Below are 14,306 nucleotides of genomic sequence, written 5' to 3' on the forward strand. Positions count from 1 at the left end.
AACATAAACATATAAAAGTATTATTGAAAAAAATGCGCATAGTAAGTCTATTACTGCTTTGTTTTTCGTTGGCTTTCGCCAATGTTAGCTATGCGCAGAACCATGAAAAAAATTGCCCTATTGAGCAAGACGGCAGCATGAGTAATATGGATCATGCCAATATGCCAGACTGTTGTAATGATGCCGAGACCGCCGCTAAAACAGGTAAATCCTGTAAAGCAGATCAAGATTGCAGCATCTCTAATGTGGTTATCCTTTTTTCTGTTCCATCATGGAACTTCGTTTTCACTGATAGGCGTTTGGCACGAGCGGGTATACCGTTTGTGCCTACCTTGGCGCCTACTGACCTTTGGCGTCCGCCAACCTTAAGCTGATCTCATTTTTCCGTAGCGTTTCAAGCTGCGACTTATCTCCATGCTTGAAACATTTGCGTTGCATTTGCTGCAACGCCTCTGAATTCATCGGATCCAGCTTATGTCAAACTGTATTTGAAGCTCTTTGGTTAATCCAAAAAGAAAAAATGTTATTTCTAATTTATGTATCAGAAAATCGTGTAACTAAATTCTCAAATTCACGTCGATTGAAAACACCGTGGTTCTCGTTAGTAAGGCGAAAAAAGCGCACTAGCCCATAGCAAGATCGTTATGTGGTCGAAACTAAGGAGAACAGATGCCGGTTTTTGGTTTCCTAATATTGAGTGACATTTTGTCAGCAATGAAGAGCTGATAGAAAGTCTGTTCAACATCTCTGATGTATAAGTATAGAATTAATGCATTTGCATACTAAGTTACAGCACCTAAGTTTACGGCTATTTACTTTGGATCAATATCCACTAGTAAAAAGCCCACATTACTCGGTAGGCTACTTTAGATATTATTTACTCATCTTCTTATAAATCTCCTCTCGATGAACAGCAACGTCCTTAGGCGCATCCACACCGATAGAAACATGTCCAGCAGAATTTACATTTAAGATTTTAATTACAATCTTGTCTGATATAACAATTTTTTGTCCTACATACCTTGTAAGAAACAGCATGTCTTCATCCTTTGAAAACTGAGTTAACTCCTAGAATTTACCTTATCCATTAGAGTGTTGTCTATATCTCGACTTCACGCTGCACAACAAGTTTATTATGAAGCCAATGGATTCATAACATACTGTTAATAAACGATATATTTTTTCTTAGTTATTGCGTCTTTGATTTTTCAGGCGTATAGTTTGCATCAATCGCCTCAAGTGAGGCATTTTGAAAATATGAGAATGTGGTTTAACTACAATTGGAAATTATGATGTTAATAACAACTTCGACAATCTTATGGCAATGACCGTCTAATCACATTCTAAATAGATTTGGTGATTAGGCGTTATCTAATCATCAAGTCGACAGACAAAAACCTCGGCTTGAAACACCGGGGTTTTTTTATACCTGAAATTCAGCTTAGTCCTTTTGGGGCCGGGTGATTGTTATGAAAAACATAAGGGAAAGCGTATGACAATAAACACGACTAAGAATTTAAATTCGTTATGGCGAAGTTAATTTGCCAAGCGCCACCAAACATATTTATGGGGGCGCTTTTGTCCCTATACCCTTCACAAAAGAGAGGTAATAAACGGGATCCCAGTTAATCAAGCCAGTCATGAAGACTTGAGGAAAAAAAGATGGCTCAACAACAAAAGGATGTCGGGAACTCTATGCAGGCGGCTAACAAGATAATTGATGAAATAATACTATCCGACCTTGTTAATTCTATCCCTCCCAGTAAAAGAGAGACTCACGCAAACAGACAAAATCGGGCAAAAAGACAGGACTCAAGACGCTTTGTTTCAATTTTCAACAGAGAGGAAGTAGTAAAAGTTTCTCGTGAAAGAAGCTCTGACGAACATAGCGCTGAACTGAGTAAACTGTCAAAAGAACAAGACATGAAACCCTTGGTAGAAGCGCGTGAGCGTCATTTAAAACGGCTCTCATATCTCAAGCAAAAGTTTCCGAACTTTAAAAGTGTGATTGAACTGTATGAAATGTCTCTGGCGATGGCATTACACACAGCTAAAAAGTCTATCCAAATGAGACCACTCCTATTAATTGGGCCTCCAGGCGTTGGTAAGACACGTTTTCTGTTGGAATTGAGTAAAGCCCTGGGCTGTGACTTTTATAAGATTGATATGAGTAGTGTTACAGCAGGGTTCGTTTTGTCTGGTAATACCAGTCAGTGGGGTGGAAGCAAACCGGGATTTGTGAGTCAGTCTCTGCGTAATAGCAAGGTTGCCAACCCTATCTTCTTTGTTGATGAAATTGATAAAACAAGAGCATACGGCAGCTCTAATCCACTCAATGCCTTTTATACATTGTTTGAAAAACATGCTGCTAACGCATTTCTCGATGAGTATTTAAATGTCCATTTTGACTGCTCATATATCAATTGGCTAGCTTCAGCTAACTACATTGAAAATATAGAGGCGGCGATCCTATCACGGATGCAAGTCATTCATATTGATATGCCATCAGATAAAGAGGCTCAGGTGATTGCTCAATCTATTTATGACGAACTGCTTGAACATAAAGAATGGCTACCTTTATTTGAAAGCAAGCTCTCTAAAGCTGTCTTAACAAAAATGGCGGGGATCTCACCTCGGCAAATGAGTCAGGTGATTGAAGTGGCGTGTCAGAGGCGGTTTACACGTTCAAAATGGAAGCCAGGACGAAATAAACTTCGTCTTCAAGCAAATGATATAGTGATTCCGTGTGTATCTAATAAGACACGCATCGGCTTTGTTCATGAGTAAGTTTAAAGCACAGAGCACTCAGTTTGGCTTGATGCCAAACTGAGTCACTATTATTCAATCAAAGGACTGAAACTAAAGGCAATGAGCAAGAAGAAGATTTTCTTAATCACACTTTCTCTAATTTACGTAGCCATGATCTATGTCGCATTCTGGGAAACGGCGGATGACGTTAGAGATATAAGAAGGCTTCGTCATTATGAGGGCACCATACAATATCTAGAATGTTACGTGCAGGACACTGGCAGAGGAGGCAGAGAAACACGTTTGTATGTTGAGTTAATGCCAAAGCAAGCTGGTATGCCACCCGTTAAGCTAGGTTTTGGCTTGCATTTAAGGTTCTGTGACAAGGTGTTTAGCATCACTTCAACAGAACTTGTAGGACGAGACTTCAACGCTTACTTTACGGCGGGCTCGATAATGCAGCTGCATATCAATGGTAAAGAAGTCATCAATTTTGAAGAGCGTAAACGTGCCTCTCATATACAAGCTTTTATTTTCTGGCCTATTCCTTTCGCTATCGAAGGTCTTCGGAGATACATGCAGAATCGTAGAAAAAAACGTCTAGATGAATCAGTCAAATCCTGAGCAAGACAATTTTCGTAAAAAGGCTGTGATCCCAGTACTGCGGGGTATCCGTAATTAAGTTTAAAAGACACACAAGATTCAGCCCGGCTTAATGCCAAAATGAGTCACTATTATTCAATCAAAGGACTGAAACTAAAGGCAATGAGCAAGAAGAATATTTTCTTAATCACACTTTCTCTAATTTACATAGCATTTATCTACGTCGCACTCTGGGAAACTGCAGATGATGTCAGAGATATAAGAAGGCTTCGTCATTATGAGGGCACGATACAATATCTTGAATGTTACGTACAGGACGCTGGCAGATGGGGTACGCGAAAGCGTTTATATGTTGAGGTGTTGCCAAAACAAGCTGGCTTGTCACCTGTTAAGTTAGATTTTGGCTTGCATTTAAGATCCTGTGATGAGGTATTTAGCATCACATCAACAGAGCTCGTAGGACGAGATTTCAACGCTTACTTTACGGCGGGCTCGATAAAGCAGCTGCATATCAATGGGAAAGAAGTCATCAATTTTGAAGAGCGTAAACGGGCTTCTCGCATATCAGCTTTATACTTCTGGCCTATACCTTTCGCTATCGAAGGTCTTCGAAGATACATGCAGAATCGTAGAAAAAAACGTCTAGATGAATCAGTCAAATTCTGACCAAGACGATTTTCGTAAAAAGGCTGTCATCCCAGTACTGCTGGGTATGTATATCATGCTAATTTTTTTAGGCCTTTGGGAAACCGCTGATGACCTCAATGACATTCGTCGACTTATTCACTATAAAGGAACAATCAGCTCATTTAAGTGTTATAAAACTGAGGCGAACAGAGGGCCAAACTCATTCGTGGTTAACTTGAGTGTTAGTTAGATTAATGAAAAACAAATCAACTTTGAATCACCTTCACGCCCTATAATCCGCTGTAAAGATATTAATGATACGACTTCTGCAGAGCTATCTGGGCAGAAGTTTGATGCCTATTTCACTGCGAGTTCAATAAAGCAACTTCATATCAATGGGCGTGAAATTATAAACTTCGAAGAGCGGAAGTTTGATTCTCGATTTAAGGCAATAATGCTATGGCTCACGCCATTCATAGTCTATGGGATATATCGACTCTTTAAGAAAGCTAGTTTTTACGGCTAAGGCTCAATACCCCCTCTAAAAACACTTGCTTCAAACCAAAATATTCTCTATATTTTCTCTTCTCTTTTTGTTCTCAAATTGTTAAATCAAACCAGACTATTTTTAGCTGATTAAGAGGAGAAGACGGATGCATGCACTTCCACTGAGTATTGGGTTTTTCATCACTATATGAGCTCAAACTCTTCACCCCATCATTGGCCCAAAATGATTGCGCTGGTTGATATGAATTGCTTCTTTGCTCAGATAGAACAGCAAGACTATCCATATTGGCGAAATAAACCTGTTGGCGTCACCAATGGCAAACTAGGGAGTACCATCATTACTGCGTCGTATGAGGCCAGAAGTTACGGTGTGAAAACCGGTATGCGCCTTAAAGAGGCAAGAGAGCTGTGCCCTAATATTATCCAGGCTCCAAGCAGGCCGTATCGTTATGCGGCTGTCTCCACCGAGATTATGGACGCTTTATTCAGTATTACACCGACCGTGGAGGTTTACTCCGTTGATGAGGCGTTTTTGGATTTAACTGCCTGTCAGTCACTATATGACTCACCACAACATATTGGTTTTCTCATTAAAGACACGATAAGCCAGGTATCAGGACTCACCTGTAGTGTTGGCATTAGCGGTGATAAAACCACAGCCAAGTTTGCTGCAAAACTCAATAAGCCGGATGGCATGACCATCATTGCCCCTTGGGAAGCCGAAGAGCGCCTAAGTAAAGAAGACGTGACAGAACTGAGTGGTATCAATAAAGGTATTGCCAGATTCTTAGGTAAGTACGGCATCACAAAATGTGGGGATATGAAAAAAGTCCCGATGAGCCTCATTGCAAAACGTTTCGGTAACCCAGGAAGACGGATATGGCTGATGGCTCAGGGACGTGATCCTGAACCTGTTATCACCACAATAAAAGAACCCAAATCAGTTGGTCATGGCAAAGTGATGCCGCCTGGTACTCGTGATATGAATACGATACTGACCTTCTTTCAGCATATGTCTGAAAAGGTCGGGGCTCGTTTGCGTAAACATCACTTTCTAAGCGATACCTTCTTCATCGGTTTAAAGACACCTTTGGGCTGGCTAGGGACAAAACAAAAAATATATAACGCCACGGACGATGGGGCTCTGATATATGACCTGTGTAAACAATTTATTAAGAGTCGCTATAGCGGTGAAGAATGTGGACAGGTACAAGTCACTGCTTTGAATCCAACCCATCATAAACAGCAAGATATGTTTGTCGATGAGTCATACAAACAAAAGCGTGAGGCGCTTAATACGGCTATTGATAAAATTAATGAGCGTTACGGTGAGTTTACAGTTGCCCCGACACGCGTCATTGGGCGAAGTGAAATGCCCAATGTGATTGCCCCTGCATGGAAGCCTACAGGACATAGGAAAACCATCTGATGTGTGGTGGTGTGTATTTCCAGCATGGCGAGGATGTGCTGCGAATTTTTTATCCTAATCCAAAAGCTGTTTTGCCTGTCTTAACGTCAGAAGGCACTATCAAATTAATTGCCTGGGGAAGGCGACAAAAACAACCTGGTAACTTACCGATGACAGGCTGGGCGAGACTCGATTCTATCTATGCCGGCAGATGGGATAAATATTTTCCTACTCCGGTGAAAATCCCTGTTTTAAGTTTTATGGAAAAAGACCTGGAAGGTATAAGCCACTGGTACGACCTACAAAAGGGTCAATACATTCAGGGTTTATTGGCAAAAGAAGGAAATGAACGACGGGTGTATGTGGTGACAATAGAGCCTGAGCTTGAAGATGCACAAATACATAGCCGCTGGCCAAGAGTGGTACAAAAAGGAGAAAAATCACGACACTTCATTACTTAGCTGACGCCATCCTTTTCACTCATTCACATTCAAAAATAAAAGAAACATGTTCCAAACTCAAAAATCACGTTACACCCCAACAACGCTACTCGAAACGATAATTGTCATTCTGCTTGTCACAGCTTCAACAGCTACCAGTGCTGAGCCAACAGACTCATTTAATAAAGCCAAAAAGCTATTGGAGAATAAGGTCTATTATGACCACCGCGTCACGCTATATTGTGGCGCTGCGTTTGATGAAAAAAAGAATGTGACTTTGCCCAAAGGTTTTGTCACCAGCAAACATAAAAAACGGGCCAAACGTATCGAGTGGGAGCATGTGGTCCCGGCTGAAAACTTTGGCAGAACATTTAAAGAGTGGCGTGAAGGACATCCATTGTGTGTCGACTCTAAAGGGAAGTCATTTAAAGGTAGAAACTGTGCCAGTAAAGTGAATAAAGAATACCGATATATGCAGAGTGATTTATATAATCTTTACCCAGCGATAGGTGCCGTTAATGCAAGCCGGAGTAATTACAATTTCACCATGCTACCTCAGGCAAAACCCAGCTTTGGCAGCTGTGCCATGAAAATTGAAAATCGGAAAGCCGAGCCACCTGAAGCGGCCAGAGGTGTAATAGCCAGGACTTATCTGTACATGGAGCAGCGTTATAAACGTTATAAGATGAGCAAACAACAGCGAAAGTTAATGGAAGTCTGGAATAAACAATATCCCGTTACTGAATGGGAGTGCAAACGAGCTGAACGTATCAGAAGCATTCAAGGTAATATGAATAGTATAGTGAACTCCCAATGTCAGGATATAGTGTCAGAATTTAACTTTCTTAGGTGATGTTAGGTGCTAAAAACTCTCTATAAGTATTCACTACCACACCCACAAATCTTTAATAATTTATTGATTCGTGCAACTCAGAGGTATTCATTGAATGACCCTTTTGAGTTACGACCATCCAGTGAAAATATATTAGATAAGTTGTCAAATGTTTCGGTCAAAACAGTAAATGAATACAAGGCATCTTATGATGACTATGGCGTAATTTCTTTCACTGAAACGTATAATAATTTACTCATGTGGGCACATTATGCAAATGACCACAAAGGCATTGTGATTGAATTTGATCTTTCAAAGCTACATTTTAATTCATACCAAAGTTACCCACTTTTTGAAGTGGATAAAAACGATGAAATATTTGCTGCTAAAAATCCAATAATAAAAACACTAAATGAAGGTAGTCTCCAAAAAGTTAGATATAGTAATAGACGCCCAAGTGAATATGGTTGCGACTCTATTCTTGAGCACTTTCTTGTAAAAAGTGATGATTGGAGTTATGAAAAAGAACATAGAGCAATAATTCCACTTCTCACTGCTGAGAGCATTATTATCAAAAAAGGATATTTAGGTGTAATTGATGATTTATTAGGTCTTGATTACAGTTACGTGACTCATGATTTTGGCAATGGTTTTGTTATGGTCTCGTTTGACGAACCATTGCGCTCTGCTGCCAATGAAGACTATTACATTACAGATAATTTATTAACTGAAGAAGAGTTTTATCAATCGTACAAGCTAGCATTTTTAGCTGAAATCTTATCGACAATATCTATAGATTCATCAAGTATATTTCTGTATAGGCTTCCTCCTAACTCAATAAAGAGAATTTTTTTTGGATGTCGAATGGCAGAAGTCGATAAAAAAGTCATCATGCACAATATAGAGCGTAATTCCGAGCTTCACCAAATCGAATTTCTGAGCGCAAAAACGAGCAAATCTAGATTTGAGTTAGATTTTGTGGAGTTTTACTAACGATAATAGTCAGGCCGTTATTCTGTCAGAGCAGATATATTCCCTTGTACTCTGCATGACTGTACCGATACATTAATTTGCAGCTGTTTCTTTATGAGAGGAGTGAAGCAATATTAATATGAAGCTTTTAATCAAAGTGCTGTTTTAGCTTTTTTAATACGAGAGTTAATTCGTTGTCTGTTTCGTCAGGCGGCTCATGTGAATACGGATCTATATATTGCTTAATCTGTATTAATCGGTGTTTCTGTGATTGTTTGATGTAAGGTGGATAGTCATCAATGATGATGACACTCTCAATATCATCATCAACAAAACGCAAGTCTTTATGCTCTCCAACCCAGTCAATGTAACGAATTTCTGGGAACCAGGAGGGAGCTCTATCATTGTCAGATAATCGTGTGGCAATTCTTCTGAAAGATGCCTCATCAACGCGTGTGAATATACACAGATTATCTCCCCCAAACATTGCCTCACACTCTAACAAAAACGTCATGAGCCCTGGTCTTGGTATTTGCGAAATGGCATTCGTAATCAGAACACCCTCCAAATCTAACGCAAGAGTTAATTTATCCATTCAGAAGCACCCCGGTCATTCCATTCATAAACATCAAAGGATGAGAAAAGCTGACTTTAAATAGAGCCGTCTTTATCAGAAAAGCCAACTTTATTACGTTATTTCTGCCCTGAATTACAGGAAGCTTCCAACTTGGCCGTACATAGTATGTCATCATTTTTTATTTGTCCCACTCCTTACTATTTATTATTAACGTAATATATACATAATACGATATAACATACTGATATGTAATGATAAATATATCATTTTTCTCTTGCTTAGTCTGTCTTTTTGATAGAGACTAATATTGCTTTTGTTCGATGATGAACAAAAAATTTGGAAGCAGTAATGGATAACTAAATAGGAGAGCAGTATGGAAAGCTTAGCGCCGGCAGATGTCGTCATGTCAGATTGGAATATTGTTGTCATCAAGCACAATGGAAATATTATTGAGAAGTTTCTCGGATACAGTGTGAGAGACAGAACGTATCGTATTAGCAGCCAGATTCAAGATTATGATGCTGAGAATAAAACCGGTACAACGCAGTCCGGTTCAAGCTATACATTTTTAGATGCACCAGGCCAACTGCATCCAGTTGCTCAGCCAGTATTTGATATGCTCGATGAGCGTGATGATGTAGAAATTACGTTGAAATTTGCCTGGGATGATGAAAGCTAACGATGAAATTACAGCTCTTCAGTGATTTGCATATTGAAACCATTCCTTCTGCACACTTCAGCTTACCGGTTGTGGACAGTGACGTAATTATACTGGCAGGTGATATTCATATCGGTTTATATGGAATTGATTAGGCAAAAGAGGTTGTAGGGACACATCAAAAACCGGTTATTTATGTGGCAGGCAATCACGAATATTACAGACGGGAGTATCTCAACTTAACTCAAGAACTCAGAGATTTTTCAGCGCAAGTTGATAATCTCTATTTTCTTGAGAAAGATTGCATTGAATTAAACGGTGTTAGGTTCCTGGGGACCACACTCTGGACTAACTACAGAGCAGAGTTTGGTGTGGATGAGTTTGATAAGTTCAAGCAGTCTGCGTCGAGAATTTCGGACCATCAGCTCATTAAATACCGAGACCGTTTATTTACTCCAGAGGATGCTTATGAGGTTAATAGAGAATCGGAAGAGTGGTTAGAATCTGAGATAGACAAGCCTTATCAAGGTAAAACAGTCGTGGTAACCCATCATGGCCCCTCAAACAGCTGTGTGCATCCATATTACGGTTTCGATGATTTAACACCGTCATTTTTATCTGATTTCGATGAGTTATTACAAAAAGTGGATGTGTGGTGTTACGGGCACACACATGCCAATTTAGATACTAACGTGGGTAAATGTCGACTGGTGAGTAATCAGAAAGGTTACCCACATGAGCGAATGCCAAGTGCCTTTAGGGCAGAGTTAGTGGTAGAGCTGTAAAACTGTTTACATGGCATACCCCAAAGACATGAAAGATACTAAGTCTAGATTATTTGCTTGGACTTGATTTCATTCCATACAAAATTTTCGTTATTTAATGTATTGATTAAATGGAAAAAAGTTGTAATTATGAAACACATCGAGAGCGCGATAAAACGATACTAATATCTTTTAGTTTTTCTCTAGTTATCAATGGAGTGAGGCAACACTATGTTCTTCAGTGAAAAATCAGTTTTTGCCCTTCGAACTAAATAATGTTTAACGGACCGAAGGGGCTGTTCAACATACTGTTAGGCATAAACGAGCTATTGTCGAATGAAGTTTGATATTACACTTAAACAGTACGAGCTTATTTATAAAGTAGTTGCAAGCGTTGGTCATGAGCTTTCTCACGGGGCGGGAAAATCATGCCAATTCTACAATGTAAATGGGGCCTTCATTCTAGAAAGCCTTTTTAAGGTAAAGGCCAAGCCCGTTATGGGGGCAGCTTTTATTCGGCTCACAGAAAATGGTGACACGCTGTCATTCGCAGGCGAAGAGGAAGGTAATTTTTATAGTAGCCTTGACGCGTTTCATTGCTGGATTGAGACCGAGAACAATATTATTGATTTCACTGCTCCAGAATATAAAGAAGCGTTTACCCAAACTGGCTCCAATAGCCACGTAAAAAGAAATATGTTCCAGAAATCGAAGTCCTCGGGCTGCACAAGTCCCCATGATCTGGTCAATATTGGGGATTTCTACTTTGAGTCAAATCCAGCATTAACTGCTCACTTGTTACAAAATATGTTTGCAAAGCCTGCCGCTCAAGATTTGGCAAAAATATGCGTAGAATGGTGTAAAAAAAGCAAGAAGAAGCTTTCCAAATTCGAAATCATTGATGACTTAGGTGAAAAAACAACTATTACACCAATAAACCACAGTGTGGTTGGGGCATGGTAATGCCTAACAATCCGCTGAAATTCGTTCCGGCCACAAACGACGTGACCTCCACCGGACTCGCTAACGCTCACCGTTTAGCGGGGCGTTAGGCACTGAATATGGCAAAGAAAAGTCAACGATGGAAAAAGGGAGCTATCTTAGAAATAAATGCCTATGGTCATTTGTGTAGAGCACAAATGCTTCGCTTCCCTGAATTGGCTTTTTTTGACCCACTGCAATCGAATAAATTGTTATTTCGCCTTTGGGGACAACAATCAGCGATTTATGATGGTCGCTGGCAGAAAGTCGGCAAGGATCCTGTTACTGTTGAGCTAACCAGTGAAATTCCTAGATTTAAGAAAGATGCGATCACAGGAAAAATAAGCTTTTATATTTCAGGATCTGAGAGGACTGCCTCGTTAGAAGAGTGTGAGGGTTTAGAGTGTGCTGCTGTTTGGGAACCTGAACAGGTTGAAGATAGGCTAAGAGATCATTGTGAAAACAAAGAAAATAAATGGGTTAAATCAATGGCACTTTGAAGTAGTGCCTAACAAGTCACTACAACTGACCGCTAACGCGTCGGCTGAATGAACCGTTATGTCTAATATCAAGAATCGGGGAGCTGAGTAAATGCCGGAATGGCTAACTGATCTAAACAAGCTTGGATCTCTGAGTTCGATTCTTGGACTCATTGTCACTTTATTCTTGTTGTATGAGGCGAGAAAAATTAGAAACTCATTTCTTCGGCGAGCAAGGCTGCCAGAGGTTAATCGTGAATTGTCGAAATCTACTTCCCTGCTATCTGAAAACCTTAAAAAGTGGAATTCTGATAAGAACCCGTCACTCGAAACATTTTCTACCATTAAAGCACTACTCGAGAACATTAGAGAAAAGCTGCCATCAGACGAAAAACGAAAGATTGACGAATATCTGTCAAACCTACATCCCAAGAAGTTTTGGATTATAAATAACCCACTGTCCGAGTTAACTGAAGATGAGGCTTGGAGTAGATACACCGAGCTAAGTGGTTTGGTTACCAGTCTCCAGCAACTAGCAAAAGATTCTAAATGGGATTAGCCATGAGAACAGAAAGTAAAACCGCACAATTAATTACGAAGTTAATTCGTGAAACCGCAAAAGGCAATGTGATGTGGGAGGTTGTAGATGCCCCCCGAGCTTTAAACGCGGAAACAGAGCAGTCAGTCCCACTTTATTTGCAAACTGAATACAAGGGGAAAACACTAGGAGTATTTGACCTAAGGACAAAGTATTTTACGGATGTTGATGAGTGGTACTGGTCTGAAGGAGTTGGATTCTGCATTGTCGATGACAGGGGGAGAGTTGTCTGGGAGTCGAGAGAAGCGTCCCCGGCACTTTTAGACTTATTTAACACCGCGAGAGAACAAGCTTCAGGTATTGATGACATTCTAGACGATCTGATTGGCGACTAAAACATAACAAACGCAAGCACACGGAACAATTTCCCGTTCGAAGGCTCCCCCCATAAAGTAGACACCTATTTTTAATAGAGGTAGGTGATATATGCCCAAGATATTGAGCGATGAACGAGTTATTGAATACTCAATGGAATTCAAAATCAGAGTTGTCAGGCTAACATTTGAACTTGATGCCAAAGCCATTGATATTGCAAAAATCCTTAATCTTCACCCAGTGATGATTTATAGGTGGCGACAAGAATATAGAGAAGGTAAATTCATAGACAAACCTTCAGGAAGAATAAGCATGACAAAAGATTCTGAGCAACGAAAAGATGAGCAAGTTAAAGACGATGAAATTCGTCAACTAAAGAACGAGCTAGCCAAATTCAAAAAGGAAAACGACTTCTTAAAAAAGTGGGGACGGTATCTGAAGGATCAAAAGAAGAGCGATTCAGGTTTATAGCTAACCATCGTGGCTTTTTTGGTGTCAGGTACCTATGCAGAGCTCTTGGCGTTTCTACATCGGGTTTTTATAAGTGGTTGCACAGACCTGTTTCACCTAGATGTGTGACTAACAGGGAGATGACAGCACTGATTAAAGATGTATTCCAGACTCATAATGGAAACTATGGTAGTCCGAGGGTACATAAAACCCTGGTTGAGCAAGGCGTGATTATTAACAGAAAGCGCGTAGAGCGTATCATGCGAGAGGAACGGCTAGTTGCTAAGGCTGCGACTCCCCCGCGAACAGTAAAACGGAGAATATATGAGCGATTGGGATTTCTTGCATGATATGCATAATGAAGGTTATGGTCCGGATCAAATCGCTGATGCAGCGGCTTGTGGATATAACCCATACGAGCCATTAGATTTTGAAGAGTTTGGTTTTAGTTCTGACGAGTGGGAAGAAATAGATGATTCTGAGCTATCTGATGAAATATTCGCGATAAATCCTGAGGTCTCGTTAGTATTTGAAAATTTGGTTTATAACGCAAAATTATTCTACTCGTTAACGAATCGATATTTGCAAATTTGGGGTGAGTTAGGAGAGTTATTTGGTGAGGTTCATTTTGGTATAAAACGCCACAGGCCTCATACAAAGGGCTCGGACGGTGTGCTTGGTAATGATTTTATTGAGATAAAGACTATTTCCCCAGAGAAAAAAGTAGAAGAAGTAAAAGTTAAACGTGCTGGTAACTTTAATAAGCTTTTAATAGTCAAGATCAACGAAGATTTTTCTTTTGAAAGCCAGCTTATTGCAAGGAAAAATCTACCAAAGGGTGATGGCACACATATACGTGCATCATGGAAAAATAAGAAGGCTACTTAAAATGCATAACAAGTTGCAGCACTTCTACCGTTACGCGGCTCGGACTTACAAAAGCTAGCTTTTTCCACGGTGTGTAAAGCGTTCTGTGTAAATCAGAATGAGTCAGATAAAAGTAAAATTCTCTATATTTATCGAACCGGGCGCACAAAATCCCGTATTTAAAGATGGTGAAGGAATCGAGTACTTCTGGTCTGGTGGAGATAATGGTGAAATGAAGGTGGCGAGCAGGCATTTTTGGGATGTGCTTGGTTACAACAAAGGGCTAACCTATACAATTTCGGATGGGGAAGAAAACGGTGTAACTGACTTATACTGCAATAGCTGCACATCTTATCGAAACAAGGTGGTTTTATACGCTGTTATCTTTCAGATCCTATAAAATGTTTGCTGACAAAGTGTCGCTCAACACATAGTTATGCAATGACCAAATAGCAAGGAAGTTTATATGTATATGATTGG

Annotated in this window: 21 protein-coding genes; 19 read left to right on the top strand and 2 right to left on the bottom strand. The window is 40.0% G+C overall.

What is annotated here, in order from left to right:
- Nucleotides 1–137 precede the first annotated feature (137 nt).
- Nucleotides 138–374, top strand: coding sequence for a hypothetical protein (locus QQL60_RS04945; protein ID WP_104935211.1), 237 nt, complete (start codon nucleotides 138–140; stop codon nucleotides 372–374).
- A gap of 499 nt (nucleotides 375–873) precedes the next feature.
- On the opposite strand, the gene QQL60_RS04950 is transcribed toward QQL60_RS04945, so the two are convergent.
- Nucleotides 874–1,038 (bottom strand): carbon storage regulator, encoded by a 165-nt coding sequence (locus QQL60_RS04950; protein WP_284722617.1) that lies wholly within the window; start codon nucleotides 1,036–1,038, stop codon nucleotides 874–876.
- 624 nt (nucleotides 1,039–1,662) lie between these two features.
- On the opposite strand from QQL60_RS04950, the gene QQL60_RS04955 reads away from it, so the two are divergent.
- From QQL60_RS04955 to QQL60_RS04985, 7 genes are all read left to right on the top strand, one after another.
- Entirely contained in the window at nucleotides 1,663–2,787 is a 1,125-nt protein-coding gene (locus QQL60_RS04955; RefSeq protein ID WP_284722618.1) for an AAA family ATPase, read from the top strand.
- 81 nt (nucleotides 2,788–2,868) lie between these two features.
- A complete protein-coding gene (locus QQL60_RS04960; RefSeq protein ID WP_284722619.1) occupies nucleotides 2,869–3,372 on the top strand; it encodes a hypothetical protein in 504 nt (167 codons plus the stop codon).
- Between the two features lie 141 nt (nucleotides 3,373–3,513).
- On the top strand, nucleotides 3,514–4,017 hold the full coding sequence (locus QQL60_RS04965; RefSeq protein ID WP_284722620.1) for a hypothetical protein: 504 nt from the start codon (nucleotides 3,514–3,516) through the stop codon (nucleotides 4,015–4,017).
- Between the two features lie 691 nt (nucleotides 4,018–4,708).
- The gene (locus QQL60_RS04970; protein ID WP_284722621.1) at nucleotides 4,709–5,914 is read left to right on the top strand and encodes a DNA polymerase Y family protein; all 1,206 of its coding nucleotides are present in this window, start codon (nucleotides 4,709–4,711) and stop codon (nucleotides 5,912–5,914) included.
- A complete protein-coding gene (locus tag QQL60_RS04975) occupies nucleotides 5,914–6,354 on the top strand; it encodes a hypothetical protein (RefSeq protein WP_284722622.1) in 441 nt (146 codons plus the stop codon). The genes QQL60_RS04970 and QQL60_RS04975 overlap by 1 nt, the downstream gene beginning before the upstream one ends.
- A gap of 46 nt (nucleotides 6,355–6,400) precedes the next feature.
- Nucleotides 6,401–7,186, top strand: a complete 786-nt coding sequence (locus QQL60_RS04980; protein ID WP_284722623.1) for an endonuclease — start codon at nucleotides 6,401–6,403, stop codon at nucleotides 7,184–7,186.
- 6 nt (nucleotides 7,187–7,192) lie between these two features.
- Nucleotides 7,193–8,158 (top strand): DUF2971 domain-containing protein, encoded by a 966-nt coding sequence (locus tag QQL60_RS04985; protein ID WP_284722624.1) that lies wholly within the window; start codon nucleotides 7,193–7,195, stop codon nucleotides 8,156–8,158.
- A 127-nt stretch (nucleotides 8,159–8,285) separates the two neighbouring features.
- On the opposite strand, the gene QQL60_RS04990 is transcribed toward QQL60_RS04985, so the two are convergent.
- A complete protein-coding gene (locus QQL60_RS04990; protein WP_284722625.1) occupies nucleotides 8,286–8,732 on the bottom strand; it encodes an NIF family HAD-type phosphatase in 447 nt (148 codons plus the stop codon).
- Between the two features lie 355 nt (nucleotides 8,733–9,087).
- Between QQL60_RS04990 and QQL60_RS04995 the strand changes: the two genes are divergently transcribed.
- The 11 genes from QQL60_RS04995 to QQL60_RS05040 all read left to right on the top strand — a co-directional run bounded on the left by QQL60_RS04995 (nucleotide 9,088) and on the right by QQL60_RS05040 (nucleotide 14,226).
- Nucleotides 9,088–9,393, top strand: a complete 306-nt coding sequence (locus QQL60_RS04995; protein ID WP_284722626.1) for a hypothetical protein — start codon at nucleotides 9,088–9,090, stop codon at nucleotides 9,391–9,393.
- A gap of 2 nt (nucleotides 9,394–9,395) precedes the next feature.
- Nucleotides 9,396–9,527 (top strand): hypothetical protein, encoded by a 132-nt coding sequence (locus QQL60_RS05000; RefSeq protein ID WP_284722627.1) that lies wholly within the window; start codon nucleotides 9,396–9,398, stop codon nucleotides 9,525–9,527.
- A 36-nt stretch (nucleotides 9,528–9,563) separates the two neighbouring features.
- A complete protein-coding gene (locus QQL60_RS05005) occupies nucleotides 9,564–10,157 on the top strand; it encodes a metallophosphoesterase (RefSeq protein ID WP_284722897.1) in 594 nt (197 codons plus the stop codon).
- A gap of 315 nt (nucleotides 10,158–10,472) precedes the next feature.
- Nucleotides 10,473–11,099, top strand: coding sequence for a DUF2026 family protein (locus tag QQL60_RS05010; protein WP_284722628.1), 627 nt, complete (start codon nucleotides 10,473–10,475; stop codon nucleotides 11,097–11,099).
- Nucleotides 11,100–11,197: 98 nt separating this feature from the next.
- Nucleotides 11,198–11,617: a hypothetical protein gene (locus QQL60_RS05015; RefSeq protein WP_284722629.1), complete on the top strand. Its 420-nt coding sequence runs from the start codon at nucleotides 11,198–11,200 to the stop codon at nucleotides 11,615–11,617.
- 91 nt (nucleotides 11,618–11,708) lie between these two features.
- Complete coding sequence (locus QQL60_RS05020) at nucleotides 11,709–12,155, top strand: hypothetical protein (RefSeq protein WP_284722630.1); 447 nt, start codon at nucleotides 11,709–11,711, stop codon at nucleotides 12,153–12,155.
- Between the two features lie 2 nt (nucleotides 12,156–12,157).
- A complete protein-coding gene (locus QQL60_RS05025; RefSeq protein WP_284722631.1) occupies nucleotides 12,158–12,529 on the top strand; it encodes a hypothetical protein in 372 nt (123 codons plus the stop codon).
- A 91-nt stretch (nucleotides 12,530–12,620) separates the two neighbouring features.
- The gene (locus tag QQL60_RS05030) at nucleotides 12,621–12,980 is read left to right on the top strand and encodes a transposase (RefSeq protein WP_284722632.1); all 360 of its coding nucleotides are present in this window, start codon (nucleotides 12,621–12,623) and stop codon (nucleotides 12,978–12,980) included.
- 119 nt (nucleotides 12,981–13,099) lie between these two features.
- Nucleotides 13,100–13,309: an IS3 family transposase gene (locus QQL60_RS15280; RefSeq protein WP_379006030.1), complete on the top strand. Its 210-nt coding sequence runs from the start codon at nucleotides 13,100–13,102 to the stop codon at nucleotides 13,307–13,309.
- Nucleotides 13,284–13,847, top strand: coding sequence for a hypothetical protein (locus QQL60_RS05035; RefSeq protein WP_284722633.1), 564 nt, complete (start codon nucleotides 13,284–13,286; stop codon nucleotides 13,845–13,847). Before QQL60_RS15280 ends, QQL60_RS05035 begins: the two co-directional genes overlap by 26 nt.
- 97 nt (nucleotides 13,848–13,944) lie before the next feature.
- Nucleotides 13,945–14,226, top strand: a complete 282-nt coding sequence (locus QQL60_RS05040) for a hypothetical protein (RefSeq protein WP_284722634.1) — start codon at nucleotides 13,945–13,947, stop codon at nucleotides 14,224–14,226.
- The last annotated feature ends 80 nt before the right edge of the window (nucleotides 14,227–14,306 follow it).

The organism is Methylophaga thalassica, from assembly GCF_030159795.1.
Lineage (GTDB): Bacteria > Pseudomonadota > Gammaproteobacteria > Nitrosococcales > Methylophagaceae > Methylophaga > Methylophaga thalassica.

Excerpts from the sequence above, each read along its gene's own strand:
- QQL60_RS05025 (WP_284722631.1), top strand. The coding sequence starts at position 12,158 with ATGAGAACAGAAAGTAAAACCGCACAATTAATTACGAAGTTAATTCGT.
- QQL60_RS05015 (WP_284722629.1), top strand. The coding sequence starts at position 11,198 with ATGGCAAAGAAAAGTCAACGATGGAAAAAGGGAGCTATCTTAGAAATA.
- QQL60_RS04995 (WP_284722626.1), top strand. The coding sequence starts at position 9,088 with ATGGAAAGCTTAGCGCCGGCAGATGTCGTCATGTCAGATTGGAATATT.
- QQL60_RS15280 (WP_379006030.1), top strand. The coding sequence starts at position 13,100 with ATGACAGCACTGATTAAAGATGTATTCCAGACTCATAATGGAAACTAT.
- QQL60_RS05000 (WP_284722627.1), top strand. The coding sequence starts at position 9,396 with ATGAAATTACAGCTCTTCAGTGATTTGCATATTGAAACCATTCCTTCT.
- QQL60_RS04955 (WP_284722618.1), top strand. The coding sequence starts at position 1,663 with ATGGCTCAACAACAAAAGGATGTCGGGAACTCTATGCAGGCGGCTAAC.
- QQL60_RS04980 (WP_284722623.1), top strand. The coding sequence starts at position 6,401 with ATGTTCCAAACTCAAAAATCACGTTACACCCCAACAACGCTACTCGAA.
- QQL60_RS04950 (WP_284722617.1), bottom strand. The coding sequence starts at position 1,038 with ATGCTGTTTCTTACAAGGTATGTAGGACAAAAAATTGTTATATCAGAC.
- QQL60_RS05040 (WP_284722634.1), top strand. The coding sequence starts at position 13,945 with ATGAGTCAGATAAAAGTAAAATTCTCTATATTTATCGAACCGGGCGCA.
- QQL60_RS05035 (WP_284722633.1), top strand. The coding sequence starts at position 13,284 with ATGAGCGATTGGGATTTCTTGCATGATATGCATAATGAAGGTTATGGT.
- QQL60_RS05020 (WP_284722630.1), top strand. The coding sequence starts at position 11,709 with ATGCCGGAATGGCTAACTGATCTAAACAAGCTTGGATCTCTGAGTTCG.
- QQL60_RS05030 (WP_284722632.1), top strand. The coding sequence starts at position 12,621 with ATGCCCAAGATATTGAGCGATGAACGAGTTATTGAATACTCAATGGAA.
- QQL60_RS04970 (WP_284722621.1), top strand. The coding sequence starts at position 4,709 with ATGATTGCGCTGGTTGATATGAATTGCTTCTTTGCTCAGATAGAACAG.
- QQL60_RS04990 (WP_284722625.1), bottom strand. The coding sequence starts at position 8,732 with ATGGATAAATTAACTCTTGCGTTAGATTTGGAGGGTGTTCTGATTACG.
- QQL60_RS04960 (WP_284722619.1), top strand. The coding sequence starts at position 2,869 with ATGAGCAAGAAGAAGATTTTCTTAATCACACTTTCTCTAATTTACGTA.
- QQL60_RS04945 (WP_104935211.1), top strand. The coding sequence starts at position 138 with ATGAGTAATATGGATCATGCCAATATGCCAGACTGTTGTAATGATGCC.
- QQL60_RS05010 (WP_284722628.1), top strand. The coding sequence starts at position 10,473 with ATGAAGTTTGATATTACACTTAAACAGTACGAGCTTATTTATAAAGTA.
- QQL60_RS04965 (WP_284722620.1), top strand. The coding sequence starts at position 3,514 with ATGAGCAAGAAGAATATTTTCTTAATCACACTTTCTCTAATTTACATA.
- QQL60_RS04975 (WP_284722622.1), top strand. The coding sequence starts at position 5,914 with ATGTGTGGTGGTGTGTATTTCCAGCATGGCGAGGATGTGCTGCGAATT.